Origin of the sequence: Micromonospora sp. NBC_00898, from assembly GCF_045207895.1 — a bacterium.
GTDB lineage: Bacteria > Actinomycetota > Actinomycetes > Mycobacteriales > Micromonosporaceae > Micromonospora.
In genome coordinates, this window is record NZ_CP108775.1 from 5,659,757 (window position 1) to 5,685,137 (window position 25,381).

Here is a 25,381-nt window from a genome sequence, read left to right on the forward strand (position 1 = left end):
TCGACGCGGTGGAGGATACGGAGATGTCAGCGGAGGCGGAACCGGGCATGACGGACAGCTCGGACGAGCACGTCCGGCGGGTCCGACTCCCGGCCGACCGGCGCACGCCCGCCGCCGCCCGGGCCCTCGTCCGGTCCGTCCTCGCCGAGGCGGACCTGGAGGAGCTGCTCAACGAGGCACTGCTGCTCACCACCGAACTCTCCACCAACGCGGTCGAACACGCCCGGACCGAACTGGACATCGAGGTCGCGGCCGACGAAACCGGACTCACCGTGACGGTCTCCGACTTCGCCGTCGGCCCCGTGGACGAGCTGGTGGTCGGCGTGCGCAACGACTCCGACGAGATCACCGAGGTTGCCGAGCGGGGGCGCGGGCTGCTGCTGGTGGACCACTTCGCCAGCCGCTGGGGCACCACCTACCTGCCCACTGGAAAGGGCGTCTGGTTCCGGCTGGACCGGCACGACGCCGCCCCGCCGGACCAGCGGACGGCGGTCACCGAGGCGCACAGCCCGCTCGCCGGCTCCGACACCAACGACACCGCGCACGGCGCGCCGAGCGCCGCCGCGATGAGCGAGCTGATGCAGACCAGCCCCGACCCGTACGCGGAGGACCCGCTGCCGGAGTTCGCGACCGATCTGGTGACCCGGCTGGCCGAGATGGTCGGCGCGGCCGGTGGCGTCGTCCGGCTGGACCGGGGCGACGGACATGGCACCCAGGTCCTGGCCCGGTACGGCCGGCAGCCCCGCGACGACAACGAGCTGATCCGGGTGCCGCTGGCCGTGCACCGCCCGTACGCCGGTGAGCTGGAGCTGGACGCGGCGCCGTCGGCGTACGCCCGGCCGCTGGCCGTGCTGGCGGCCGAGCGGCTCTCGCTGCACCTGGAGAACGACCGGCTGCGCCGGGCCGACGTCCGCCGGTCGGCCTGGCTGACCTTCCTGGCCGAGGCCAGCGAGCTGCTCGCCCAGTCGCTGGACGTCGAGCTGACCATGGCGCTCATCCCGCAGCTGGTAGTGCCCCGGCTCGGCCAGTGGTGCGCGGTGCACACCACCGACGAGTGGGGCCGGCTGCGGCTCGCCGCCGCCAGCCACGCCGACGAGTCGGTGCTGCCGCAGTTGCACAGGGTGCTCCAGGAGACCGGGCCCGACTCGATCCAGGCCCGGTTGCGCGAGGCGTCGCGGAGCGCGTCGCAGGTGCCGCTCGGCGCCCCGATGGAGGGCTTCGCCGTCCCGCTGATCGCCCGCGGCCAGCGGCTCGGGACCCTCGCGGTCGGCCGGCACCAGCGGCACCGGCACGACCCCGACGAGGTCTCGGTGCTGGAGGACGTGGCCCGCCGGGCCGCCCTGGCGATCGAGAACGCCCGCATCCACGCCGAACGGCGCCGGGTCGCGCAGACCCTCCAGCAGTCGCTGCTGCCGCCGGTGCTGCCGCTGGTGGAGGGCATCGGCTTCGCCGCCGAGTACGTCCCGACCGGCGACGACGCCGAGGTCGGGGGCGACTTCTACGACGTGGTGCCGCTGCCGGGCGGCCGGTGGCTGGTGGTCATCGGCGACGTGTCCGGCAAGGGCGTCGAGGCGGCGGCGGTCACCGGCCTGGTCCGGGACGTGATCCGGGTGCTGGTCGGCGACGGCAAGCCGCTGCCGGAGGTGCTGGGCCGGCTGAACGAGACGCTGGTCGAGCGGGGCGGCGGCCGGTACTGCACGCTGGCCCTGGCCGCGGTCGGACCGGCCGGGGGCGAGCAGCTCGACGTGGACCTGCACCTGGCCGGCCACGACCGGCCGGTGCTGCTGCGCGGCGGGGGTGGCGCGGACTTCGTCGGCACCGGCGGCACGGCGCTCGGGCTGCTCGACTCGATCGCCACGCCCACCGCCGCGGTCCCGCTCGGCCCGGGCGACGCGCTGATCTTCTACACCGACGGGGTGACCGAGCGGCGGCGCGGCCGGGAACTCTTCGGCACCGAACGGCTGCGCGACGCGGCGGCCCCGCTGGCCGGCTACTCGGCGGACGTGACGGCCGCCCGGCTGCGCGCCACCGCGATCGGCTTCTCGGTGGAGGCCCCCCGCGACGACATCGCCATCCTCGTCCTCCGCAACGACACCATCTGACCCCCGGCCCCGCCACCATGGGCGGGTGGGGTGGGTGGGGTCAGAGGCCGCCGGGGAGGCGGCCGGGGGCCAGGCGTTGGTGGGGGTCGAGGTGGTCCTTGGCGGCGCGGAGGCGGGGCAGGGTGGGCAGCTCGCCCCAGAGATCGACCACCCGGCGGACCGGCGCCGGCGCGGCCACCACGACGCAGCGGCCCTGCCGGGCGAGCAGCACCCCGCGCACCGCGGCGAGGATCGACGCCACCCGGCCGGGCGGCAGGGACCCGGGCAGCACGGCGTGCACCGTGCCGATCCCGGCCGAGCCGCGCACCGGCACCGGGGCCCCGGCCGCGTCGCGCAGCGCGTACACCGCCGCGTGCAGGTCGTTGATGGGCACCTCGATCCGCAACGCGGTCTCGCCCGGGCCGAACGGGTAGCGCCCCCACCACTCCGGGGCGGCATGCCCGACCACCGCCTCCGGGCCGAACAGGGCCACCAGCCGCTCCACGCGCTCCGCGACGTCGGCCGGGCCGCCCTCCAGCAGCACCACGAGACTGCCCGCCGCGGCCGGCCCGGCGGACCCCCGGGCGATCGAGGGGTGGTCGGGCCGGTGGCGGACCGACGGGTGATCGGGGTGCACCCGGCGGCGGGGCAGGGGCACCGTCACCGGCAGGTCCAGCTCGACGGCCGCCGGGTCGAGCCGGGCGGCGAGCACCGCCCGGACCAGGTCGTGCACCTCCAGCGGGGTCCAGACCGGCCGGGTGACCCAGGCCCGGCTGGCCGGCAGGGCCTGCACCCGCATGGTCGCCGAGACCAGCACGCCCAGCCCGCCCTGCGAGCCGCAGAGCAGCCGGGCCACGTCGAGCCCGGGAACCTGCGCCGCACCGAACAGCGCCGCCGCGCCACCGCCGGCCGCGCCACCGCCCGCCGCCCGGCCGCCCGCTGGACCGGCCCGGCCGAGCAGCGCGGTGCCGGCCGCACCCAGGCTGACCAGCTCGCCTTCGGCGTCCAGATAACGCACCCCGACCAGTTGGGCGCACGGGCTGCCGTGCCGGTGCCGCAGCGGGCCGGCCTCGTCGGCCGCGAGCACCCCGCCCAGCGTCGCCCCCGGGGAGGGCGCGTCGACCGGCAGCCGCTGGCCGGTGCGGTCCAGGGTCGCCTGGACCGCCCGGAGCGGCGTGCCGGCGCCGATCTCGGCGACCGGTGAGCCCTGCGGCTCGTGCCAGATCCCGGCGAGCCGGCCGGTGTCGAGCATGATGTCGACCTGTGCCGGGGCGGCGCCCCAGTCGATCTTGGTGCCCGCACCGCGCGGCACGACGGTGAGCTGGTGCGCGGCGGCCAGCCGCAGCACCTCCGCCGCGGCGTGCGGTCCGCCCGGCACCGCCACCCAGCGGGCCGCCCGGCCGGCCACCTCGTCGGCCGGGCCGGCGAAGCGGGCGAACGGCGGACCGCAGATCTCCGCCAGCCGTCGGGTGATCTCCAGGGCTCCGGGCCGGTCCGTGAAACTCGCTGCAGCCGCCATGCCGGTCATCGTACATGTGTTCGAAAGACGTGGCGGCGGGTTGCCCGATCCGGTGCCGCGCGTACCCCACGACGGCGCGCCGGGGGCCGGTAACGTGACGCCGTGACCACCGAGACCCCCGACAACTCCAGCTCGGCGCGTCTGACGCCGCGCCCCGACCTGGAGCCGTCGCCCGTACCCGTCGCCAAGCGCGTCCCGACCGAGCGCACCCACCACGGCGACACCGTCGTCGACGAGTACGCCTGGCTCGCCGCCAAGGACGACCCCGAGACGATCGCCCACCTCACCGCGGAGAACGCGTACACCGAGGCGCGCACCGCGCACCTGGAGGCACTGCGCGCGGAGCTGTTCGAGGAGACCCGCCGGCGCACCCAGGAGACCGACCTGTCGGTGCCCACCCGCAAGGACGGGTACTGGTACTACACCCGCACCGTCGAGGGCCAGCAGTACGGCGTGCACTGCCGCCGGGCCGTCCGCGACGGCGAGACCGCGCCCCCGATCAGCGCCGACGGCGCCCCGCTGGACGGCGAGGAGGTGCTGCTCGACGGCAACCTGCTGGCCGAGGGGCACGACTTCTTCTCCCTCGGCGCGTTCGACGTCAGCCCCGACGGGCGCTGGCTGGCGTACTCCACGGACTTCGCCGGCGACGAGCGGTTCACCCTGCGGGTCAAGGACCTCTCCACCGGCGAGGTGCTCCCCGACGAGGTGCCGGACACCTTCTACGGCACCGCCTGGTCCACCGACGCCTCCACGCTCTTCTACGTCACCGTCGACGAGGCGTGGCGGCCCAACCGGGTCTGGCGGCACACCATCGGCACCCCGTCGGGCGAGGACGTGGTGGTCCACTCCGAGGACGACGAGCGGTTCTGGGTCGGCGTCGAGCTGACCCGCTCCGAGCGGTTCGTCCTCATCGACATCCACAGCAAGGTCACCAGCGAGGTACGGGTGATCCCGGCGGCCAACCCGACCGGCGAGCCGGCGATCATCGCGCCGCGCCGGCAGGGCGTCGAGTACTCGGTGGAGCACCACGGGCACCGGTTCCTGATCCTGCACAACGACGGCGCGGAGGACTTCGCGCTCGCGTTCACCTCGGCGGACGCGCCCGGCGACTGGACACCGCTGATCGAACACTCCCCGGGCACCCGGCTGGAATCGGTCGACGCGTTCGAGAACCACCTCGTCGTCTCGCTGCGCGGCAACGGGCTCACCGGGCTGCGGGTGCTGCCGGTCGGCGGCGGCGACGCGTACGACATCGACTTCCCCGAGCCGATCTACAGCGTCGGGCTGGACGCCAACCCCGAGTACCGCACCAGCGAGGTGCGACTGCGCTACACCTCGCTGGTCACCCCCGACTCCGTCTCCGACTACGACCTGGTCACCCGGCAGATGGTGCTGCGCAAGCGGAAGCCGGTGCGGCCCGGACCGGACGGCCGGCCGTACGACCCCGCCGACTACGAGCAGCACCGGGACTGGGCGCTCGCCGACGACGGCACCCGGGTGCCGATCTCACTGGTCTGCCGCAAGGGCACCCCACGCGACGGCTCCGCCCCCGCCGTCATCTACGGCTACGGCTCGTACGAGGCGAGCATGGACCCGTGGTTCTCGATCGCCCGGCTCTCCCTGCTCGACCGGGGCGTCGTCTTCGCCGTGGCGCACATCCGCGGCGGCGGCGAGCTGGGCCGGCGCTGGTACGACCAGGGCAAGCTGCTGGCCAAGAGGAACACCTTCACCGACTTCGTCGCCTGCGCCCGGCACCTGGTCAAGGCGGGCTGGACGGCCGGTGACCGGCTGGTCGCCCGGGGCGCCTCGGCCGGCGGCCTGCTGATGGGCGCGGTGGCCAACCTGGCCCCGGACGCGTTCACCGGGATCGTGGCACAGGTGCCCTTCGTGGACGCGCTCACCTCGGTCCTCGACCCGTCGCTGCCGCTGACCGTCACGGAGTGGGAGGAGTGGGGCAACCCGCTCGACGACCCCGAGGTGTACGCGTACATGAAGTCGTACACCCCGTACGAGAACGTGGCCCCGGTCGACTACCCGGCCATCCTCGCGGTGACCAGCCTGAACGACACCCGGGTGCTCTACCACGAGCCGGCGAAGTGGATCGCCCGGCTGCGCGCGGTCGCGCCGCAGGGTGACTACCTGCTCAAGACCGAGATGGGCGCCGGCCACGGCGGCCCCAGCGGCCGGTACGACGCCTGGCGGGAAGAGGCGTTCATCAACGCCTGGATCCTGGACCGCCTCGGCCGGGCCTGACGATCGGCGGAGGGGGCCCGGACCGCGGGCCCCCTCCGGTCAGGCCAGCACCGAGGCGAGCCGCGCCGGGTCGACGTTGCCGCCGGTGACCACCGCGACCGTACGCCCGGACGGCAGTTCGTCGCGGTGGAAGAGGCGCGCGGCGACCGCCACGGCGGCGCTCGGCTCGACCACCAGCCGCGCCTCGCGGACCAGCCGGCCCATCGCCGCGCCGATCTCCTCCTCGGTCACCGCGACGATGCCGTCGAGCCGGTCCCGCAGGTGGGCGAGGGTCAGCGCGGACAGGTTGGTGCGCAGCCCGTCGGCGCTGGTCCGGTAGGTGCGCTCGACGTCCCAGACCACGACCTCGCCGGCGGCGAGCGAGTCCCGGGCGTCGGCGGCGAGCAGCGGCTCCACGCCGATCACCGCGGCCGACGGGCGGAGCGCCTTAACCGCCGTGGCCACGCCGGAGGAGAGCCCGCCGCCACCCACCGGCACCAGCACCACGTCCACCTCGGGCAGGTCGGCGACGATCTCCAGCCCGATGGTGCCCTGTCCGGCGATGATCCGCCGGTCGTCGAAGGGCGGCACCAGCGTGGCCCCGGTGTCAGCCGCGATCCGCTCCGCCTCGGGCAACCGGCGGGCCGGCGGGACCAGGCGCACCTCCGCGCCGAGGGCCCGGATCCGGTCCACCTTGACCGGTGGCGCCCCCTCCGGCACGACCACCGTGCAGGGGACGCCCGCAGCCCGGGCCGCGTACGCGAGCGCCTGCCCGTGGTTGCCGGACGAGTGGGTGACCACGCCCCGGGCCCGGACCGCCGGGTCGAGGCGGGCCACCGCGTGGGTCGCCCCGCGCAGCTTGAACGACCCCACCGGTTGCAGGCTCTCCGGCTTGAGCCACAGCTCGTCGTCCCACGGGCTCGGCAGCAGCGGCGTACGCACCACCGTCCCGGCGATGTCGTGGGCGGCGGCCCGCACGTCGTCGATCGTGATCAGCTCCATCGCCTCATCCTGCCCCGGCCGCCCCTCGGCCCGCCGCCCCCGCCCGCGCATCGGCCCTCGCCGGGACGCGGCCACGATCTTGCCGGCTGCGAGCGCACCCCGACACCTAGACTGCCGGGGTGAACGGGGCCGCGTGGTGAGCGACGACGAGGCGGCGACCGGTGCGGACGTACCGGCCGGAACGGGACCGGGTGCGGCCCGGCGCGGGACCGCCTGGGTGATCCTCGGCGTGGTCGCCGCCGCCCTGCTGATCTGCTGCTGCTCGGCCGTCATCGGCGTGGTGGTCGCCTGGTCGGCCGGCCTCTTCGACGCCCGCTGAGCGCCGCGCCCCTAAGGGCGATGGGCCCGACGTCAGCGGGCCGTGGGGCCGGCGCCGACCAGCGCGGCGGCCTCGCCGGTACGCACCATCCGCTGCCAGCGCAGCCGGTTGCCGACCACCGCGGTGACCACCGACTGCACCACCACCAGGTACATCACCTGCCGGTAGACGAGCTGCTGGAACGGCAGCGTCCACAGCGGGCCGAACCGCTCCCGGTCCAGGCGCAGCGCGTACGCGGCGGTGAAGCCCTGGAGCAGGAGCAGTCCCGCCCAGGCCAGGACCAGCGCCGACCAGGGCAGGAAGAGCAACGCGTAGAGGGCGAAGACGTCGACCGCCGGGGCGGTCAGCGGCAGCAGGATCTGGAACACGGCCAGGTACGGCAGCCCGCGCCGCCCCAGCTTGCCGCCGGCGCCCGGCTCGCTGAGCGCGTGCCGGTGCTTCCACATCGCCTGCATCGTCCCGTAGCACCAGCGGTAGCGCTGCCGCCAGAGCTGCCGCAGCGACGAGGGTGCCTCGGTCCAGGCGATCGCGCCCTCCTCGTACACCACCCGCCAGCCGGCCCGGAGCACCTTCATCGTCAGGTCGGTGTCCTCGGCGAGGGTGTCGGCGGGGACACCGCCGACGGCGAGCAGCACCTCCCGGCGGAACGCGCCGATCGCGCCGGGGATGGTCGGCATGCACTGCAGCACGTCGTACATCCGGCGGTCGAGGTTGAAGCCGATCACGTACTCCAGGTGCTGCCAGCGGCCGAGCAGCCGGCGCCGGTTGGCCACCTTGGTGTTGCCGGAGATCGCGCCGACGGTGGGATCGGCGAAGCCCTGCACCAGCCGGTACACCGTGTCCGGCTGGAAGACAGTGTCCCCGTCGACCAGCACCAGCAGGTCGGCGCGGGCGGCCCGGATGCCGGTGTTCAACGCCGCCGGCTTGCCGGCGTTGGCCTGCCGGATCACCCGCACCCCGCGCAGCCGCAGCCGCTCGACGATGTCGGCGGTGCCGTCGCTGGAGCCGTCGTCCACCACGATCACCTCCAGCGCCGGGTACGCGCTGGCGACCAGCGACCGCACGGTCGCGGCGATGTTCGCCGCCTCGTTGTACGCCGGCACGATGACCGAGACCGGGGCGTTCACCTCGGGCCGGCGGTGGCGCGGCCGGCGGACCCGGCGGACGTGCAGCTGGGCGCAGACCACCTGCACCGCCAGCCGGGCGACTCCGAGCACCAGCGCGACGCCGAGCAGCAGGTTCATCGCCCCGGCCAGCCAGCCGGCGCCGGTCTGCGCCCAGCGCAGCGCGGTGCCGCTGAGCCGGGCGCCGGCGGCGGCCGGCACCATCGAGTCCGGCGCGCCGATCGCCGCGGAGACGGTGGTGAACCGGTAGCCCTCGCGGGTCAGCCGGGGCAACAGCTGGTCGAGGGCGGCCACGGTCTGGCCGCGGTCGCCGCCGCCGTCGTGCATCAGCACCACCGCGCCCGCCCCGCCCTGCGGGCTGGCGGCCCGGACGATGGCCGGCACGCCGGGCCGCTGCCAGTCCCTGGTGTCCTGGTCGGTGAGCACGCCCACGTGGCCGGTGCCGGCGGCGTCCCGCAGCGCCTGGTACTGCGGCTCGGTGAGCGAGTCGGTGGTCGACGAGAACGGCGGCCGGAGCAGGGTCACCTCGCGGCCGGTGGCCCCGGCGACCGCGCTGCGGGTCCAGGCGAGTTCGAACCGGGCCCGCCAGCTCGGCACCCCGGTCAGGTCGGCGTGGGTGAAGGTGTGCGAGCCGATCTCGTGCCCCTCGGCGAGGATCCGCCGGACCAGCTCCGGGTGCTCGTCGACCCGCGCGCCGACCACGAAGAACGTGGCGTGCGCGTGGTGCCGGCGGAGCACGTCGAGCACCTGCGGCGTCCAGCGCGGGTCCGGTCCGTCGTCGAAGGTGAGCGCGACGGTCCGCGGCGGCATCCGCCGGGCGACCGGCGTCGGCCCGTCCAGCCGCAGCACCGGCCCGCCGGCGGTGGCCTGCCGGGGAGCGGGCGAGCCGGGCGCGTCCGACGGGCCGGACCCGCCGCCGACGTTGGTGACCAGGCCGTTGAAGCTCAGCGCCGCGAGCAGGGCGAGCAGGCCGAGCAGGAGCAGCAACCAGTGCGCCCGGGGATCGGGTCGGGCGACGTGTCTGGCCATCGTCAGGGCTTGCCCGGGGTCTTGCTGGGCTTGGCGGTGCTGCGCCGGTCGACGCCCTGGCCCGGCGGGGTGCTGGTGGACTGCTGGGGCACCGGGGCGGTGGTCCTGGTGGCGGTGGTCGGCGCGGCGGAGGTCGGCGCGCCGGCGGGCACGGAGGTGCTGGTGATCGGCGCCGGCCGCGGGGTGTGCGTGGTCTCCTGGCGCACCGCGCCGGGGACGTCCACACCGGCCTCGACGGGGGGCTGCTGCTTCGTGTCCGACCAGCCGGGCAGCGGGACGGAGGAGTCGAAGAAGAGGCCGGCGAGGATCAGCCCGAGGCTGGTGAGCAGGCCGAGGCCCATCGCCGCGCCGGCGATGACGGTGAGCCTGCGGCGCCGTCCGGTCCGGTCGACGAACACCGGCGGCGCCCCGCCGGGCTGGTTCTGCATGCTGCTGATCTCCCGATGCTCCGCGTTTTGCCGGCCGGTCCGGCCCGGCCCCGGAGGGTCCAACCGGTGGGCCTCCGCAGGCAACAGCGTCCCCGGCGGCCGCAGCGTCACATCAGGTCGTCCGCAGCTCCTCCACCGCCGTGCTGGCGCGCAGGAAGACCAGGCCGACCCCGACTGTCACCAGCACCGCGGCCAGGGCGCCGGCGCCGACCCAGGCCAGCTGCTCCAGCGGTACGCGGGGGAAGACGGTCACCTCGGGCACCTGCTCGATCCGGATGTGCTGCGCCCGGGTCAGCGGGTCGGCGCAGAGCCGCTCCGCGGCGTCGCAGATCTCCATCGTGCCGCCGCCGCCCCGGACCGGGCCACCACCGAGGCCACGGCTGAGCAGGAGACCGACGGTGAGCGCCACCCCGACCGCCGGCACCGCCGGGGCGAACGACTGCCAGGCGATCGACCGGCCGATCGTGCCTCGCGGCACCCCGGTGGCGACGAGCGCCGCGTACGCCCGTCGCCGGGCGACGATGCCCTCGACCAGCGCGACGATCAGTCCGCCGGCGGCGATCGCCATCGCCACGCCGACGGCGAGGTCGACCAGGTCCATGGTGCGCAGGTAGAAGCCGCCGCTGCCGTTGACCGAGCCGGTGCGCCGGTCGAGTTCGGCCTGGGCGAGCATCATCGCGCGCATGCCGGCCGCGCCGGCGCCGACGATGACCGCCGCCAGCAGGGCGGCGAAGGTGCGGCTGCCGGCCCACGGATCGGTGGTGAGCCGGCGGGACGCCAGCAGCGCCGCCGGGCCGCGGCCGTACCGGTGCAGCAGCCGGCCCGCCGTGTACGACAGCCAACCGGTGCCGATCACCACACCGACCAGCGCGGCCAGGCCGCCCCCGACGAGCAGCAGGGGCGGCAGCAGCAGCGGTGGCACCTGATGACGGTCCTGATACCAGTCCAGCACCGGGTTGAACAGGGCGAACGCGGCCAGCCCGGAGCCGATCAGCAGGCCCGCCCACGGACCGGGGGCGCGTTCCCGGACGGCCCGGCGCACCACCCCGAACGGGGTGGCGGTGACCCCCCGCAGCAGCACCGCGCTGACCAGCGCGGCCAGCAGCGGCAACCCGACCACCAGCGCCACGATGACACCGGTCGGCGGCAGCACGTCGGTGGGCAGCGCCAGCCGGCCCCGCCGGTCCGGCCGGTCCAGCAGTTCCCGGCCGGCGAGGTACGCGCCGAGCCCGACCAGCGCGCCGAGGAGGCTGGCCACCCCGGTCTCCAGTACGGCGATCCGGGTCACCTGGCCGGGGGTGGCCCCGGCCAGCCGCAGCGCGGCGAGCCGGCGGTCCCGGGCCGGGGCGCCGAGCCGGGCGCACTGGCCGGCCAGTGCCAGCACCGGCACGGTGAGCAGCAGCAGCGCCAGCGCGGTGCCGCCGCGCAGCCCCGGTTCGCGCAGCAGCGCGTTGCTGTACTGCTCGGAGAGGTTCCGGCCGCCGCAGCAGGCCGAGGTCGGGATGGCCAGCACGGTGAACGCGGCCAGGCCGGCGAGGACGGCGAGCGTGGCGCTCAGCGCGGTCAGCGCCACCCGGGCGGTGTCGGTGCGGGTGCCGGCCAGGGCGAGGCGGACCAGGGTGGCCGGCCTCACCGGTGGCCGCCCGCGAGCGGCGTGTCCAGCCCCAGGCCGGTGTGGTCGACCAGGCCGTCCCGGAGCACCACCTCCCGGTCGGCGTACGCGGCGATCCGCGGCTCGTGGGTGACCAGCACGACGGTGGTGCGCTGCCCGCGGGCGAGCCGGACCAGCTGGGTGAGCACCTGCTCGCCGGCCAGCGTGTCCAGCGCGCCGGTCGGCTCGTCGGCGAAGAGCACCCGGGGCTCGGTGACCAGCGCCCGGGCGGTGGCGCACCGCTGCTGCTGCCCGCCGGACATCTCGCCCGGCCGGACGTCGGCGACCTCGGCCACCCCCAGCCGGTCCAGCCAGGTCAGCGCCGCCGTCCGCGCCTCCCGCCGCCCCGTGCCGGCGAGAAGCAGCGGAAGGGCGACGTTCTCCGCCGCGGTCAGCTCGGCGACGAGCTGGCCGAACTGGAAGAGCATCCCGAACTCGGTGCGGCGCAGCCGGGACCGGGCCGCCTCGGGCCAGGTGTCGATCCGAGCGCCGCGCCAGGTGACCTCGCCAGCGTCGGGGCGGAGGAGGCCGGCGAGGCAGTGCAGCAGGGTGGACTTGCCGCAGCCGCTCGGCCCGGTGACCGCCACGATCTCCCCCTCGGCCACGTCGAGGGTCACCCCACCCAGCGCGGGCGTCCTGCCGTACGCCTTGACCACGCCGCGAGCTTCCAGGTGTGTCACGAGTGCACCTCCCGGTGCCAGTCGGCGACCCGGTCCAGGGTGGTGTGCAGCCACCGCAGGTCGGCGTCGAGGTGGGCGATGGCGAAGTCGGCCGCGACGACGTCGTCCAGGGTGGCCGAGGGGGCGGTCTTGACCGTGGTCAGCTCGCGCAGCCGCTCGGTGTGCGCCCGGCGCTGGGCGGTCAGGTACGCCCGGGCCCGGTCGACGTCGGCGACCAGGAGCGCGACGACCACCTTGGCGAAGAGCGTGCTGGCCACGTACGGCGCGGGTGGCTCGACGGTGCCCAGCCAGTGCTCCAGCGCGGCCCGTCCCTCGTCGGTGAGCGCGTAAGCGGTGCGGTCGGGGCCGCCTTCCCGCTCCTGCCCGGCGGGCACCACCAGCCCGTCCCGCTGGAGGCGGGCGAGGGTGGCGTAGACCTGCCCGAAGGCGAGCGGCCGGGCCCGGGGCAGCCGCGCGTCGTGCGCCCGCTTCAGCTCGTACCCGTGCCGCGCCCCACCCGCCAGCAGCCCGAGCAGTACGTGCTGAGTGGACACCCCTGCCACTATTCACTCCGCGAATAGCTCCGTCAAGGGCGCCAGGTGGGGTTGCGGCCGGTACGGCCCAGGAGGCGGTCCAGGTCGGTGGCGTCGGGGGTGGTGGGGACGGGTTCGGCGAAGGCGCCCATCTGCTGGCCGGTGTCGCCCATGCGGTCCATGAAGCCGTGCAGCGCGGCGAGGACCTCCGGCTCGACGGCCAGGTGCTGGTCGGTGGCCCGGGCCAGGTCCCAGGCGTGGACCGTCAGGTCGGTCAGGGCCATGTCGCCGATCGTCTCCTGCGGCAGGCCCATGCCGGACGAGATGCCCTCCACCGTGGCCGGGTCGGCCCAGGCCTCGACCAGCCGGGCGGCCTCCGCCGCGAACCGGTCCCGCCAGCCCTCGGTCAGGTGGTCGGTCTTCGCCGACCAGTCGACCTTCCGTTTCCGTGCGGGCTCCTGGAAGTTGACCACCACGTCGTACACGTGGTTGAGCAGGTCGCGCACCGAGTAGTCGGGGCACGGGGTGGGCCGGGAGAGCTGATCGTCGGAGATGCCCTGGACCACCGCCACCGTCCGGGGTGCGGCGACGGCCAGCAGCTCACTAGTCTTCGTGGTCATAGGGCCAGCGTATGAAGGTGGTCTTGAAGAAATGCGACAGCGACCGCGGCAGGACAGTCGAGGCATCCTCGACCCCGGCCGGCTGCTGCGGCAGGTCCGCTTCCGCCGCCGGCTGCCCGCCCCGGCGCTGCACCCGTACGTGGAGCACTACTGGCTCGTCGACTGGGAGCTGACCGAGCCCTTCGCCCAGCGGGTGGTGCCGCACCCGGCGGTCAACGTGGTGTTCCACGGCCAGGACGGCGGCCCGGAGACCGCCGAGGTGGCCGGCCCCGGCGACGAACTCTTCGCCATCACCCTGCACGGCGTCGGCCGGGCCAGCGGCATCCTGTTCCGGCCGGGCGGCTTCCGGCCCTTCTGGCGGCGACCGGTCGCCGACCTCAACGGCCGGCGTCGGCCGCTCGCCGCCGTCGGCCTCCCCACCGGTGGCCCGGTCTGCCCCGGTACCGACGACGACCGTTGCCAACGGCTGGACGCCCTGCTCACCGGCTGGGCACCGGCACCCGACCCGCTGGCCGCCGAGGTGACCGCGCTGGTGGCGGAGATCCGCGCCGACCGGACCATCCTGCGGGTGGACGACTTCGCCCGGCGGCACGGCGTCTCCACCCGACGGCTCCAACGGCTCTTCCTCGACCACGTCGGCGTCGGTCCGAAGTGGGTGATCCGGCGGTACCGGCTCCAGGAGGCGACCGAGCAGGCCGCCGGCGGGCCGCTCGACTGGGCCGGGCTGGCCAGCGACCTCGGCTACAGCGACCAGGCCCACCTGGTCCGCGAGTTCACCTCGGTCACCGGCGTCTCCCCCGCGGCGTACGCCCGCTCCCTGGTCGAGCCCAGCGGAGGGTGACCGTCAGTCTCCAGTCTCCTCACCCCGCAGACCCGCCACGCTGCTGGCCCGCCGGCGGCTCAGTGGCGGCGGAGCGCGACCACGGCGACGTCGTCGTGGATCTCCGGCGGGGCCAGCTCGACCAGCAGCCGCTGGCAGAACTCGTCCAGGTCGTCGTCCACCCGGGCGGCGACCCCGCCCAGCGCGGCCATCCCCTCGTCGATGGTGGTGTCGCGCCGCTCGATCAGGCCGTCGGTGTAGAGGATCAGCGTCGCGCCAGCCGGCAGCACGAACTCCAGGTCCGGCGGGCGGGGCGCGCGGACCCCGAGCAGCGGGGCGGACTGCTCGACGAACTCCACCCGGCCGTCCGCGCTGACCAGCGCCGGCAGGTGTCCCGCGCTGGCCAGCCGGATCAGCCCGCTGCCTGGGTGCAGCAGCAGCACGCAGATGGTGGCCAGCTCGTTCGGCAGCAGGGTGAGCATCAACTCGTTGACCCGGTCCAGGATCACCCCCGGCTGGTGCCCCTCCACCGCGTACGCCCGGACCGCGTGCCGCAGCTCGGCCATCACGGTCGCGGCGTGCAGCGAGTGGCCGGCCACATCCCCGATCGCCATCAGCAGGTGCCCGTCGAGCATCACCAGCTCGTAGAAGTCGCCGCCCACCTCGGTCTGTGCACTGGCCGGCTCGTACCGGACGGCCAGGTCGAGTCCGGCGACCTCGGGCAGCCGGCGGGGCAGCAGGCTGCGCTGGAGGGTGACCGCGATCCGGTGCTCCTCGTCGAAGGAGCGCTGCGCCTCGACCGCCGAGGCGATCGCCTGGGCGAGCTGCACCAGCACCGGCGTGCGTACCGTCTGGGTCGCGGTCGGGACCACCACGTAGAGCGGTGCGCGGTCCTCGCGCAGCTTGGCGGCGGCCACGGTGACCGTGTCGCCGGCCGGCCAGTCGATCCGACCCCAGGCGGCGGGCTCCTCGACTCGTACGGTGGCGCCGATCGGCACCCCGGTGTCGTCGACCACCCACGGGACGATGTGCGGCTCGGCGTCCGGCCCGGCCACCACGCCCGCCAGGCAGTCGCCGTCGAAGGTCTCCGCGATCACCGCCGCCGGACTCTTGAAGATCTGCGCCGCGCCGGCCGCCGCCGCCTCCAGCAGCCGGACGAAGTTCGGGGTGGCGTGCATCTGCACCGTGGCGTCGGCGAGCGCGGCCAGCCGCTCGGCGAGCAGCTCGGCCCGCTGCCGGGCCTGGTAGTAGCGGAGCACCGCATTCGCGGTGGCGACCAGCTCCTCGGGCTCGATCGGCTCGGCCAGGTACGCGTCGGCGCCCCGGGTCAGTCCCTGCGCCCGGTCCACCACGTCGACCGCGTGCGCGGAGACGTGGATGACCGGCATCGCCGGGTGGCGGTCCTTGATCCGCTCGCAGACCTCGAAGCCGCTCAGGTCCGGCAGCCGGACGTCGAGCACCACCAGGTCGACCCGCTCGGTCTCCACCCGCGCCAGCGCCTCGGCGCCGTTCTCCGCCTCGATCGTCGCGAAACCGGCCCGGGTGAGCCAACTGACCAGCAGGTAGCGCTTGGCACCACTGTCGTCGACCACCAGCACGGTCGCCGCGCCGCCGTCCACCGTCACGCTCCGCCCACGGGCAGGGTGACCGTGAACGTGCTGCCCCGGCCCGGCTCGCTGGACAACTCCAGCGTCCCGCCGAGCAGCATCACCAGCCGGCGCGCGTACGGCAGCCCGAGGCCGGTGCCACCGACCCGGGTCGCGCCGGGCACCTGGTAGAACTCCTCGAAGATCCGTTCGTGCAGCTCGGGCGGGATGCCGACGCCGGTGTCCGAGACCGACAGCGACCAGTGGTCGTCCCGCCGCTGGGCGCGCAGCCGCACCTCGCCCCGCTCGGTGAACTTCAGCCCGTTGTGCAGCAGGTTGCGCAGCACCTGGGCGAGCAGCACCTCGTCGGAGCGGACGGTGGCCGCGGGCGGCGGCTCCTCCACCACCAGCTCGACCTCCGGCCGGGTGGCCAGCGCCCGCAGCGTGCCCCGGAGCTGCCCGTAGACCGCCCGCAGGTCCACATCGGCCCAGTTCGGCTCGATCCGGCCGGACTCGGCCTTGGCCAGGTCGAGCAGCTCGTTGACCAGCCCGAGCAGGTCCGCCGCCGAGGAGCGGATCAGCCCCACCTGGCGGGCCTGCTCGGCGGTGAGCGGGTCGGAGGCGGAGTCGGCCAGCAGCCGGGACAGCCCGATGATCGCGGTGACCGGGGCGCGCAGCTCGTGGCTGACGTTGGCCAGGAACCGGCTCTTCGACTCGCTGGCCGCGCGCAGCTGGGCGGACTTCTCGTCCAGCTCGGCGTAGAGGGCCACCACCCCGCGGTTGGTCTCCTCCAGCTCCTCGGTGAGCTGGTTGTAGAGCGCCATCACGCCCCGGTTGGTCTCCTGGAGCTCGGAGTTGAGGACCTCCAGCTCGTCGCGCTGGCTGCGTACCTCGTCCAGGGCGGCGATCAGCTGGCCGTTCTGCTCGGCCAGTTCGTCCAGGGCGGTGCCCGGAGCGGTGTTGCCCAGCTCCGCGCGGAGCTCGGCCAGCCGTTCGGGAGTCAGCGCCGGGGAGTTGGCGGGGACACGTCGGGACATCCTCACGACCGTATCCCCCTCGTCCGCCACGACGCCCAGCATGTCCACCAGTCGCGCCACCGCGCCGGACTGCGGCTGGTAGCCGTCGTCGGGCAGCGGGCGCACCGGGGCGAGATCCGCGTACAGCACGTGCCGTCCGGCGACGGCGTCGAAATTGACCGAGAAGGTGACGTCCGCCCCGCCGGCGGTGCGCAGCAGGTCCCGGGCGACCTCGCTGAGCGCGGTGGCGATCCGGACCTGGTCCTGGTGTTCCAGGCCGACCGCCGCCGCGACCTCCCGACCGCGCTGCCGGACGACGAAGATGTCCTGTTCGACCCGCAGCGCCATCTGGAGCAGCGGGGGCATGCCGACCGGCCCGGTCACGACCAGCCCCCGGCGACCAGGACGGAGGCGTCGTCGCGGCGGATGCCGGCGTCCCGGAGCAGGGTGGCGGCCGTCACCAGGGGAGACCGCCCGAGCAGGCCGGGGTAGTCGGTGAGGTCCCAGCGGTCGACCACGCCGTCGCTGTGCATTACCAGCGTCGCGCCGGCCCCGAACGGGTACTCGTACTCCCGCACGGCGGGACGGTGGTGGCCGGCGATGCCGGGCAGCGAGACCAGCCCGCGACGCCGCTCGCCCTCCACCGCAATCATGGCTGAGATGTTGCCGAGGCCGGCGTACCGGAGCAAGCCCACGGCCGGATCCAGCTCGGCCACGGCCAGCGCGGCCCCCCGGGTGTGCCCGATGGCGCGGTGCAGGTGCTGCACCACGGTGGCCGGTGGGGCGGCCGGCGCGGCCCGGAACGCGGCGAGCGCCGCCTCCGTGGCGGCCGCCGCCAACGGGCCGTGCCCGAGTCCGTCACACACCAGCACCTGGCGGCGCCCCTCGGCGATCCGGACGCCGTACCCGTCGCCGCTGACCTGCTCGCCGGTGATCGGCCGGACCAGCCCGCCCGCCCAGGACGGCTCCGGCGCCGGGCCGGACCAGACCTGCACGGCGAGGACCGTGCCCCGACCGGGCCGCGAGTAGCCGTCGTACCAGGTCGCCTGCCGGGCGATCGCGCCCAGGCCGATGCCGAGCGTGCCGGCGGTGGAGTGCCCGTCCCGGGACGAGACGGTCAGGTCGGCCATGCCCGGCCCGGAGTCGATCGCCACCAGCTCCACCCCGGCCCGCCCGGCCCGGCGCACCGGGCGGAGCAGCAGCACCCCCTCCTGGGCGTGCTTCACCAGGTTGCTGGTCAGCTCGGCGGCGACGATGGCCAGGTCGGCGACGCGGCCCTCGCCCAGCTCCAGCTGGACGCCGAGGCGCTCGGCGGCCCGGCGTACGGCGCTTCCCGCGCTGCTGCTCTCCACCCGGAACCAGAGACCGTGGTCGGCGACCACGTCCCCGTTCATCGGGACCACTTGGTGACGGTGATCCGGGTGCCTTCGCCGACGGTGGTGACGATGTCGAAGTGGTCCACGAGGCGGCGGGCCCCGCTCAGCCCCAGGCCGAGGCCGCCGCCGGTGGTGTACCCGTCGGTCAGCGCCAGGTCGAGGTCCGGGATCCCCGGCCCGGAGTCGGTGAAGACGATCCGCACCCCGCGGCGGCGCCCGTCGTCGACGCCCGCCACGTCGGCGGTGCCGCCACCGCCGTAGATCAGGGTGTTGCGTGCCAGCTCGCTGGCGGCGGTGACCAGCTTGGTCTGGTCGACCAGCGAGAGCTTGGCGGCCACCGCGACCGTACGCACCAGCTGCCGCACCCGGACGACGTCGTCGTCGCTGCGGATCGCCTGGGTCTGCGGCGCGCCCAGGTCGACACCGGCGGTCATGTCGTAGCCGTCGTCTCGGCGTCCTCGTCGTCGCCGTCGACCATGACCCACTCGTCGGCGCGGGCCGCCGCGATCAGCTCCATGCCGCGCTCGACGTTCAGCGCGGTCCGGATGCCGTTGAGCGACAGACCCAGCTCGACCAGCGTGATGGCCACGGCGGGACGCATCCCGACCACCACCGTCTCGGCGTCCAGCACCTTGGAGATGGACGCGATGGTGGAGAGCATCCGGCCGACGAACGAGTCGACGATGTCCAGCGCCGTGATGTCGATGATCACGCCGTGGCAGCCGGTGGCGACGATCCGCTCGGCCAGGTCCTCCTGCAGCATCACCGCCGTCTGGTCGGACATGTCGACCTGGATGGAGACCAGCAGGATGTCGCCGATCTTGAGGACCGGTACCCGGTCCATCAGGACTCCCGGCGCTGGTGGCGGCGGGCGTTGTCCACGCCGGTCAGTCGCAGCACGTGGCGCAGGGCGTCGGCGAGGCTCGCCTTGGTGGCGATGTCGCCGAACTCGATGCCGAGGGCGACGATCGTCTGGGCGATCTGCGGCCGGATGCCGGAGATGATGCAGTCGGCGCCCATCAGCCGGGCGGCCACCACGGTCTTGAGGATGTGCTGGGCGACCTGGGTGTCCACCGCCGGGACACCGGTGATGTCGATGATCGCGTACGGCGAGCCGGTGTCGACCAGGGTCTGGAGCAGCCGCTCCATCACCACCTGGGCGCGGGCCGAGTCGAGCGTGCCGACCAGCGGGACGGCGACCACGCCCTCCCAGATCTTGACCACCGGGGTGGAGAGCTCGAGCAGCTGCTCCGCCTGGTCGGCGATCAGGCTCTCCCGGGTACGGACATAGCTCTCGAAGGTGAAGAGCCCCATCTGGTCGATCAGGGCGGAGAACGCCACGAAGTCGCGGAGGCTGGCCGCGTCCTGGTCCTCCTCCATCAGCGCGAGCAGGACGTCCTTCAGCGCGAAGACGCTGATCGCCGTCTCGGTGGCGGTGAAGCCCTGCCGGGCCCGGCCCCTGGACAGCTCGGCGAGCACGGCGCGCAGCTCGCCCCCCGGCTCGGATTCCAGGTCGGTGAGGCCGTTCTCGGCGGCGTCGATCATGCTACCGTGCAGCTCCTGCACCTGACGGGCAAGCTCGGCCTGGCTGAGGCGGCCACGCAGCGACCTGCCGACCGCTTCCGTCCAGCGTTGGACCAGCCGCTCCGCGTGTGCACTCAGCAGGCGGGCGAGCCGACCACTTTCCTCGGCGCTCAACGCCATGGTGACCTCCCTGGACTGGCGAACCGGCCGGACTCTATCACCGGGGTGGCTCACGCTACTTGCCACGCGGCAAAGAATGATCGGCGGCACCGGTAACCGCTCCCGTTCTGCGTATTCCCCGCTTCGTGGGATACCGTTCCACCGAACACAGGAGGTCGACGAATGTCCCTGACGGTGCACACGGAACAGCGCGGCGACGTGGTCGTCGTGTCGGTCGCGGGCGAACTGGACATGGCGACGGCACCGCAGCTGCAGGACCAGATCACGGATCTGCTGGACAAGGGACGCAGCCGCCTCGTCTTCGACCTGGCGAACGTGTCGTTCTGCGACTCCACCGGGCTGTCGGTGTTCGTCCGCGCCAAGAACAGCTGCGACGAGGCCGGCGGCGTGGTCCGGCTGGCCGCCCCGCAGCGCGGGGTGCTGCGCATCCTCGAGGTCAGCGGCCTGGTCGAGGTGCTGCACACCTACCCCACGGTGGAGCAGGCCGTCGCGGGCGACCCGACGCCGGCCTCCTCCTGACCCACGCCCCTCAGCGCTCGTCCTCGATGTAGCGGGGACGGGCGATCACCAGACCCGCCGTCGTCTGCACGGCGAGCGCCGCCAGGAGGAACCCGAGCGGCGCGGTCCAGCCGCCGGTGGCCTCGTAGAGGATGCCGACCAGCAGCGGTCCGAGCGCGGCGATCACGTACCCGGTGCTCTGCGCGAACGCGGACAGCGCCACGGTGCCCTCGGCGGTGCGGGCACGCAGCCCGATGGTGGTGAGGATCATCGGGAAGGCGCCCTGACCGACGGCGAGCAGCAGCACCCAGAGCGGCGCGAGGCCGTGCGGGGCGAACGCCAGGCCGACGTACGCGGCCGTGGAGAAGGCGGTCAGCGAGAGCACCAGCGGCCGTAGCGTGCGCAGCCGGCCGGCCAGGGTCGGCATCACCAGCGCGACCGGCACGCCGAGCGCGGTCACCCCGGCGAGCAGCAGCCCGGCGGCCTCGGGCCGGTAGCCGGCGTCCCGGAAGAGCTGCGCCAGCCAACCCATGATCGCGTACCCGCTGAGTGACTGCGCCCCGAAGTAGACCGCCATGGCCCAGCCGAGCCGGGTCCGTCCGGGCCGGATCCGGGCCGGGGTGACGACGGCCGCCGTCGGGGTCGCCGCCCGCCGGGTCGCGCGGGTCCGCAGCGCCAGCGGCACCCACGGGAGTACGGCCACCGCGGCCAGCCCGGCCCAGACGCCCAGCCCGGCCCGCCAGGAGCCGAAGGCGTGCGCGACGGGCACGGCGGACGCGGCGGCCACCGTGGTGCCGATGGTCAACGTCATCGTGTACGCCCCGGTGACCAGCCCGGTGCGGTGCGGGAAGTGCTGCTTGACCAGCATCGGCAGCAGGATGTTCGCCACCGCGATGCCGGCCAGCGCCAGCGCGCTGGTGAGCACGAAGATCGCCGCGGAGTCGGTCGCCACCCGGAGCAACTGCCCGACGGTGAGCGCGAGCATCGCCGCGACGAGGACCCGGGCCGGGGCGTACCGGCGGACCAGCCACGGGGTGAGCGCGCCGAGACCGGCGAAGGCGATGGTGGGCAGGGTGGTGACGAGGCCGGCCATCGCGCCGGAGAGGGCCAGACCGCCGCGTACCTCGTCGAGCAGGGCGCCGAGGCTGGTGACCGCGGCGCGCAGGTTGAGCGCGACGAGCAGCATGCCGACCAGCACCAGGGCGCCGCCGGTGGCCGGGGACGTCGTCCGGGCCGGCGTGGCGGCCGGCGCCGGGCCGGGCGTCACGTCGGTGGTCGGCGTGGCCTCGGCGGTCGTGGCCGAGTCGGCGGTCGGGGCCGCGGTGGTGGCGGGTGGCGGGGTCATGACCTCGAACCTACAATCATGGGATGAATTTCGGCAGCAGGTGTAACCGGTGACACCGTCCGTCGATTCCGTCGTGGTGCCCCCGCGCGGCCAGCGGGTGCGGGAGACCATCGCCCAGCTCCGGGAGCGCATCCTCGGCGGCGAGTGGCCGGTGGGCGGCCGGATCCCGACCGAGCCGCAGCTCGTCGCCGCGCTCGGGGTGGGGCGGAACACCGTCCGCGAGGCCGTCCGCGCCCTGGTCCACGCCGGCGTGCTGGAGTGCCGTCAGGGCTCCGGGACGTACGTGGTGTCGACCGACGAGCTGGCCCCGGTGGTGGCCCGCCGACTCACCGACGACCGGATGGCCGAGGTGGTCGAGGTGCGCCGTGCCTTCGAGGTGGAGGCGGCCCGGCTCGCCGCGCTGCGGCGTACCCCGGATGACCTGGCGGCGCTCGACGCCGCGCTCGCCGCCCGGGAGGCCGCGTGGCGCTCCGGCCGGGTGGACGACTTCGTCGAGGCGGACGCCGCGCTGCACACCGCGGTGGTCGCCGCCGCGCACAACGCCATGCTCGCCGAGCTGTACGCCTCGGTCGGCGCCGCGCTGCGCAGCACCGTCGCGCAGGCCATGGGCGGCGCGCTGGAGCCCGAGCGGTACGTCGACCACGGTCGACTCGTCGACGCGATCCGGGACGGCGATCCGGCCCGCGCGGCGATCGAGGCCGGTGCTTTCCTGGAGTCGCCGTCGGGGGCATAGGTTGTCCCGGACGCAGAATCGGACAGCACGGGAGTACGGATGCTCAAGGGCTTCAAAGACTTCATCATGCGCGGCAACGTCGTCGACCTGGCGGTCGGCGTCGTCATCGGTGCCGCCTTCACCGGCGTGGTCACGGCTTTCACGAACTCGTTCCTGAAGCCGATCATCAAGCTGGTCGGCGGCGGGAAGGACCAGTTCGCCGGCGCTTGGCAGATCAGCAAGGGCAACCTCATGGACTGGGCGGGATTCATCAACGCCCTCATCACGTTCCTGCTCACCGCGGCGGTGCTCTACTTCCTGGTCGTCTACCCGATGAACCGGCTGGCCGAGCGGCGCAAGCGGGGCGAGGAGCCGCCGCCGGCCGCACCGAGCGAGGAGGTCAAGCTGCTCACCGAGATCCGGGACGCCCTGGTCGCCGCCGGCCACGCCACGCCCGGGCAGCAGCGGGGTGCGCTGGACGACGTGCTCGGCCGCCGGAACGAGCCGCCGGTCGCGCGCTGACGCAGCACATGCACGCCGGCCCTCGCGGGAATCCCGCGGGGGCCGGCCCATGTCGTACATCTGTTCGATAGAGTCCCGCCATGGAGCAGCGCAGGCACTGGTGGAACGGGAAATGGGGGCGACTGGCCCGGCGGGACGTCTTCCTCCGGGTGGACGGGGACCGCTGGCACGTCGAGCAGCGGGCCGGCGGCGCCGAGGGGGTCTCCCAGTTCTACGAGTACGCCAGCGTCGAGGAGGCCGAGGAGACGGTCCGGGCCCTGCTGGCGGGGGCGGGCGGCTGGCGCGAGCTGTCCCCCCGCCCGCCGAGCGGCTGGACCCCGTCCGTTTAGCGCAGGGGCGACCCGGGAACCGCGCCTGAATGAACCAGCAGGGTACGCAGCAGCAGGCCACCATCTCCCGGGTCACCACCGGCATGCGGGTGGTCGACTCGACCGGGGTCGAGATCGGCACGGTGGATCTCGTCCAACGCGGCGACCCGACCGCGGTGACCGTCCAGGCGCCCACCGCCGATCCGGGCAGCAGCCTGGACGAGCTGATCGAGTCGACCGCGGTCGAGGAACCGGACGTGCCGGCGGACCTGGCGGCCCGGCTGCTGCACAGCGGCTACCTGAAGGTCTCCACCGAGTTGGCCAGGACGGGTGCCGTCTACGTGCTCGCCGACCGGATCGCCGCCGTCACCGACGACCAGGTACGCCTCGACGTCCCCGCCGCCGACCTGCCCGAGGAGGAGTAGGCCGGCCGCCTCTACACCCACTGCGGCGTCGACGAGGCCCAGATAGCGGGCCACTGGTACGAGGCGGTCGAGCCGCTCTCCTACGGCAACGACAACCCGCCTGCGGGGTGGGGGAACCCGTACCAGGTGGGCACCGTGCGGCTGGCCTCGCCCACCGAGGCGGAGTTCCGCGACCAGGCCGGGCACGTCGTCCGCCTCCGGCTGCGCCCCGGGGCCACCGAACCGAAGCGGATCTGCAGCTGAGACGGCCCTGGCTGGCCTCCGCCCCGCGCCGACCGCCCTAGTGTGGACCGGATGTGGATGGTGATCGGAGAGCAGCGCGGCACGCCGACGGATCCCGAGGAGCGATCGGCTCAGTTCAGGCACATGGCCGAGGTGACCCGGCAGAGCCCCGGCTTCGTCCGGGGCTGGTGGGGCGCGGACGACGACGACCCGGAGCTGAGCCACGCCCTGGTCGTCATCGACACCCTCGACAACGCGCGGGCGCTGAAGCGGATGGTCCAGGAGAACATCACCGGGGTACGCCTGCGCCTCATGGAGATCGGTGCCGAGGTCGAGGGAGCGTCCTGACCCCGCGAGCGGGGTGATGACGCAGACGATTCAGCTCCAAAGGGAGCCACACCACCTGCCGGCCCTCAGCGGAGCGGCGGCACCGACAGCGACGCCGGCCCGCGGCCTGCCTCCGACCCGGCCGCCGGCGCGGCGTCGACCGGCGGCGCGGCGTCGACCGGCGCGGCGATGGTGGCCGCCCGGTTGTCGCCGCCCGGCCACCGACGGCGGAACAGCAGCAGCATCAGCCAGCCGGCGGCCAGCCCCCAGAACGCCCCGCCCACCCCCAGCAGGCTGACCCCGGAGGCGGTCACCACGAAGGTGACCACGGCCGCCTCCCGGGCGTCCGGCTGGGCGACGGCCGCCGAGACCGCGCCGGCCAGCGCGCCCAGCAGCGCCAACCCGGCCACCGCCTCCACCAGGATCGGCGGCGAGAGCAGCACCAGGGCGGTGGCCACGCCCGCGCCGAGACCGAGCAGCGCCAGGCCGATACCGGCGGTGACCGAGGCGATCCAGCGACGGTCCGGGTCGGGATGGGCGTCCGGGCCGGCGGCCAGCGCGGCGGTGATCGCCGCCAGGTTCACCGCCTGCCCGCCGGCCGGTGCGCCGAGCGCGCTGGCCAGCCCGGTCACCCGGAGGGCGGAACCGAGCGGCGCCCGGTAGCCGTAGCCGGCCAGCACCGCCATCCCGGGGACGTTCTGCGCGGCCATGGTGACCAGGAAGAGCGGCAGCGCCAGCCCGACGACCGCGGAGAGCGTCCAGGCCGGCGCGGTGAGTTCGACGACCGGCGCGAGGTGCAGGCGGCCGGGCCCCGAGGTGGGGGCGGTGAGCGCGATGGCCACCGCCGCCACGGCGAGGGCGGCGGGCACCGCCCAGCGGCGGGCGAACCGGTGCAGGACCAGCCAGGTGAGCACCACCGGCCCAGCGAGCCGGGGCACCTCCACCAGCGCCCGGACCGGCGCGGTGCACAGGGGCAGGAGCACGCCGGCGAGCATCGCGCCGGCGATCGGCGCGGGGATGGCGGCGACCGCCCGGCCGAGCGCGGGGATCAGCCCGGCCGCAATGATCAGCAGGCCGGCGACCAGGAACGCGCCGACCGCCGCCGGCCAGCCGCCGGGCACCGGGCCGGTGGCGACCAGCAGCGCCGCGCCCGGGGTGGACCAGGCGATGGCCATCGGCAGTCGGTGCCGCAGCCCGAGCCAGACCGCGCAGATGCCGGCGGCCACACAGAGCACCAGCAGCCCGGAGGCGGGTCAGCCCCGGCCCGGCGCAGCTCTCCCCCGCCCACCAGGCCGGGGTCACCGAGCACGTCACCGTCTTCTC

26 protein-coding genes are annotated in these 25,381 nt (G+C 74.7%); 10 read left to right on the plus strand and 16 right to left on the minus strand.

All coding sequences use genetic code 11. From position 1 onward, the window contains the following. The first annotated feature begins 23 nt into the window (after nucleotides 1-23). On the plus strand, nucleotides 24-2,102 hold the full coding sequence (locus OG799_RS27455) for a SpoIIE family protein phosphatase (protein ID WP_406038947.1): 2,079 nt from the start codon (nucleotides 24-26) through the stop codon (nucleotides 2,100-2,102). Nucleotides 2,103-2,142: 40 nt separating this feature from the next. On the opposite strand, the gene OG799_RS27460 is transcribed toward OG799_RS27455, so the two are convergent. After that, nucleotides 2,143-3,600 (minus strand): FAD-binding oxidoreductase, encoded by a 1,458-nt coding sequence (locus tag OG799_RS27460; RefSeq protein WP_406038949.1) that lies wholly within the window; start codon nucleotides 3,598-3,600, stop codon nucleotides 2,143-2,145. Nucleotides 3,601-3,759: 159 nt separating this feature from the next. Here OG799_RS27460 and OG799_RS27465 point away from each other — a divergent pair, with 159 nt between their 5' ends. Further along, entirely contained in the window at nucleotides 3,760-5,853 is a 2,094-nt protein-coding gene (locus OG799_RS27465; RefSeq protein WP_406046422.1) for a S9 family peptidase, read from the plus strand. 39 nt (nucleotides 5,854-5,892) lie between these two features. Here the strand turns inward: OG799_RS27465 and OG799_RS27470 are convergent, their stop codons facing one another. Then, entirely contained in the window at nucleotides 5,893-6,834 is a 942-nt protein-coding gene (locus OG799_RS27470) for a threonine/serine dehydratase (protein WP_406038951.1), read from the minus strand. 136 nt (nucleotides 6,835-6,970) lie between these two features. Between OG799_RS27470 and OG799_RS27475 the strand changes: the two genes are divergently transcribed. Continuing rightward, complete coding sequence (locus OG799_RS27475; RefSeq protein WP_406038953.1) at nucleotides 6,971-7,153, plus strand: hypothetical protein; 183 nt, start codon at nucleotides 6,971-6,973, stop codon at nucleotides 7,151-7,153. Between the two features lie 32 nt (nucleotides 7,154-7,185). Here the strand turns inward: OG799_RS27475 and OG799_RS27480 are convergent, their stop codons facing one another. The 6 genes from OG799_RS27480 to OG799_RS27505 form a co-directional block, all read right to left on the minus strand. Next, on the minus strand, nucleotides 7,186-9,306 hold the full coding sequence (locus OG799_RS27480) for a bifunctional polysaccharide deacetylase/glycosyltransferase family 2 protein (protein WP_406038955.1): 2,121 nt from the start codon (nucleotides 9,304-9,306) through the stop codon (nucleotides 7,186-7,188). A gap of 2 nt (nucleotides 9,307-9,308) precedes the next feature. Then, entirely contained in the window at nucleotides 9,309-9,734 is a 426-nt protein-coding gene (locus OG799_RS27485; protein ID WP_406038957.1) for a hypothetical protein, read from the minus strand. A 112-nt stretch (nucleotides 9,735-9,846) separates the two neighbouring features. Then, nucleotides 9,847-11,367, minus strand: coding sequence for an FtsX-like permease family protein (locus OG799_RS27490; RefSeq protein WP_406038959.1), 1,521 nt, complete (start codon nucleotides 11,365-11,367; stop codon nucleotides 9,847-9,849). After that, nucleotides 11,364-12,065, minus strand: a complete 702-nt coding sequence (locus OG799_RS27495) for an ABC transporter ATP-binding protein (protein ID WP_406038961.1) — start codon at nucleotides 12,063-12,065, stop codon at nucleotides 11,364-11,366. The genes OG799_RS27490 and OG799_RS27495 overlap by 4 nt, the downstream gene beginning before the upstream one ends. After that, nucleotides 12,062-12,598, minus strand: coding sequence for a PadR family transcriptional regulator (locus OG799_RS27500; protein WP_406038964.1), 537 nt, complete (start codon nucleotides 12,596-12,598; stop codon nucleotides 12,062-12,064). The genes OG799_RS27495 and OG799_RS27500 overlap by 4 nt, the downstream gene beginning before the upstream one ends. 32 nt (nucleotides 12,599-12,630) lie before the next feature. Then, complete coding sequence (locus OG799_RS27505; RefSeq protein WP_406038966.1) at nucleotides 12,631-13,197, minus strand: TIGR03086 family metal-binding protein; 567 nt, start codon at nucleotides 13,195-13,197, stop codon at nucleotides 12,631-12,633. Between the two features lie 31 nt (nucleotides 13,198-13,228). On the opposite strand from OG799_RS27505, the gene OG799_RS27510 reads away from it, so the two are divergent. Continuing rightward, the gene (locus OG799_RS27510; protein WP_406038968.1) at nucleotides 13,229-14,038 is read left to right on the plus strand and encodes a DUF6597 domain-containing transcriptional factor; all 810 of its coding nucleotides are present in this window, start codon (nucleotides 13,229-13,231) and stop codon (nucleotides 14,036-14,038) included. A 59-nt stretch (nucleotides 14,039-14,097) separates the two neighbouring features. On the opposite strand, the gene OG799_RS27515 is transcribed toward OG799_RS27510, so the two are convergent. The 6 genes from OG799_RS27515 to OG799_RS27540 are packed head-to-tail and all read right to left on the minus strand — an operon-like array spanning nucleotide 14,098 to nucleotide 19,699. After that, nucleotides 14,098-15,636 carry a SpoIIE family protein phosphatase gene (locus OG799_RS27515; RefSeq protein WP_406038970.1) on the minus strand — a complete coding sequence of 513 codons (1,539 nt, stop codon included), beginning with the start codon at nucleotides 15,634-15,636 and terminating at the stop codon, nucleotides 14,098-14,100. A 2-nt stretch (nucleotides 15,637-15,638) separates the two neighbouring features. After that, complete coding sequence (locus OG799_RS27520; protein ID WP_406046423.1) at nucleotides 15,639-16,967, minus strand: sensor histidine kinase; 1,329 nt, start codon at nucleotides 16,965-16,967, stop codon at nucleotides 15,639-15,641. A gap of 32 nt (nucleotides 16,968-16,999) precedes the next feature. Beyond that, nucleotides 17,000-18,013, minus strand: coding sequence for a SpoIIE family protein phosphatase (locus OG799_RS27525; protein ID WP_406038972.1), 1,014 nt, complete (start codon nucleotides 18,011-18,013; stop codon nucleotides 17,000-17,002). Next, the gene (locus OG799_RS27530) at nucleotides 18,010-18,429 is read right to left on the minus strand and encodes an ATP-binding protein (protein WP_406038974.1); all 420 of its coding nucleotides are present in this window, start codon (nucleotides 18,427-18,429) and stop codon (nucleotides 18,010-18,012) included. The genes OG799_RS27525 and OG799_RS27530 overlap by 4 nt, the downstream gene beginning before the upstream one ends. Further along, nucleotides 18,426-18,839: an STAS domain-containing protein gene (locus tag OG799_RS27535; RefSeq protein WP_406038976.1), complete on the minus strand. Its 414-nt coding sequence runs from the start codon at nucleotides 18,837-18,839 to the stop codon at nucleotides 18,426-18,428. Before OG799_RS27535 ends, OG799_RS27530 begins: the two co-directional genes overlap by 4 nt. Further along, nucleotides 18,839-19,699: an STAS domain-containing protein gene (locus tag OG799_RS27540; RefSeq protein WP_406038978.1), complete on the minus strand. Its 861-nt coding sequence runs from the start codon at nucleotides 19,697-19,699 to the stop codon at nucleotides 18,839-18,841. Before OG799_RS27540 ends, OG799_RS27535 begins: the two co-directional genes overlap by 1 nt. 162 nt (nucleotides 19,700-19,861) lie before the next feature. Between OG799_RS27540 and OG799_RS27545 the strand changes: the two genes are divergently transcribed. After that, nucleotides 19,862-20,218 carry an STAS domain-containing protein gene (locus OG799_RS27545; RefSeq protein ID WP_088976933.1) on the plus strand — a complete coding sequence of 119 codons (357 nt, stop codon included), beginning with the start codon at nucleotides 19,862-19,864 and terminating at the stop codon, nucleotides 20,216-20,218. 10 nt (nucleotides 20,219-20,228) lie between these two features. On the opposite strand, the gene OG799_RS27550 is transcribed toward OG799_RS27545, so the two are convergent. Further along, entirely contained in the window at nucleotides 20,229-21,542 is a 1,314-nt protein-coding gene (locus OG799_RS27550) for an MFS transporter (protein ID WP_406038981.1), read from the minus strand. A 49-nt stretch (nucleotides 21,543-21,591) separates the two neighbouring features. On the opposite strand from OG799_RS27550, the gene OG799_RS27555 reads away from it, so the two are divergent. The 5 genes from OG799_RS27555 (at nucleotide 21,592) to OG799_RS27575 (ending at nucleotide 24,079) form a co-directional block, all read left to right on the plus strand. Beyond that, nucleotides 21,592-22,275, plus strand: a complete 684-nt coding sequence (locus tag OG799_RS27555; RefSeq protein WP_406038983.1) for a FadR/GntR family transcriptional regulator — start codon at nucleotides 21,592-21,594, stop codon at nucleotides 22,273-22,275. Between the two features lie 39 nt (nucleotides 22,276-22,314). Next, nucleotides 22,315-22,776: a large conductance mechanosensitive channel protein MscL gene (mscL, locus tag OG799_RS27560; protein WP_406038985.1), complete on the plus strand. Its 462-nt coding sequence runs from the start codon at nucleotides 22,315-22,317 to the stop codon at nucleotides 22,774-22,776. An 80-nt stretch (nucleotides 22,777-22,856) separates the two neighbouring features. Then, entirely contained in the window at nucleotides 22,857-23,105 is a 249-nt protein-coding gene (locus tag OG799_RS27565; RefSeq protein WP_406038987.1) for a hypothetical protein, read from the plus strand. Nucleotides 23,106-23,134: 29 nt separating this feature from the next. Beyond that, nucleotides 23,135-23,509 (plus strand): hypothetical protein, encoded by a 375-nt coding sequence (locus tag OG799_RS27570; RefSeq protein ID WP_406038989.1) that lies wholly within the window; start codon nucleotides 23,135-23,137, stop codon nucleotides 23,507-23,509. 294 nt (nucleotides 23,510-23,803) lie between these two features. Continuing rightward, a complete protein-coding gene (locus tag OG799_RS27575) occupies nucleotides 23,804-24,079 on the plus strand; it encodes a hypothetical protein (protein WP_406038991.1) in 276 nt (91 codons plus the stop codon). A gap of 65 nt (nucleotides 24,080-24,144) precedes the next feature. On the opposite strand, the gene OG799_RS27580 is transcribed toward OG799_RS27575, so the two are convergent. Next, the gene (locus OG799_RS27580; RefSeq protein WP_406038994.1) at nucleotides 24,145-25,293 is read right to left on the minus strand and encodes a benzoate/H(+) symporter BenE family transporter; all 1,149 of its coding nucleotides are present in this window, start codon (nucleotides 25,291-25,293) and stop codon (nucleotides 24,145-24,147) included. Nucleotides 25,294-25,381: the final 88 nt, after the last annotated feature.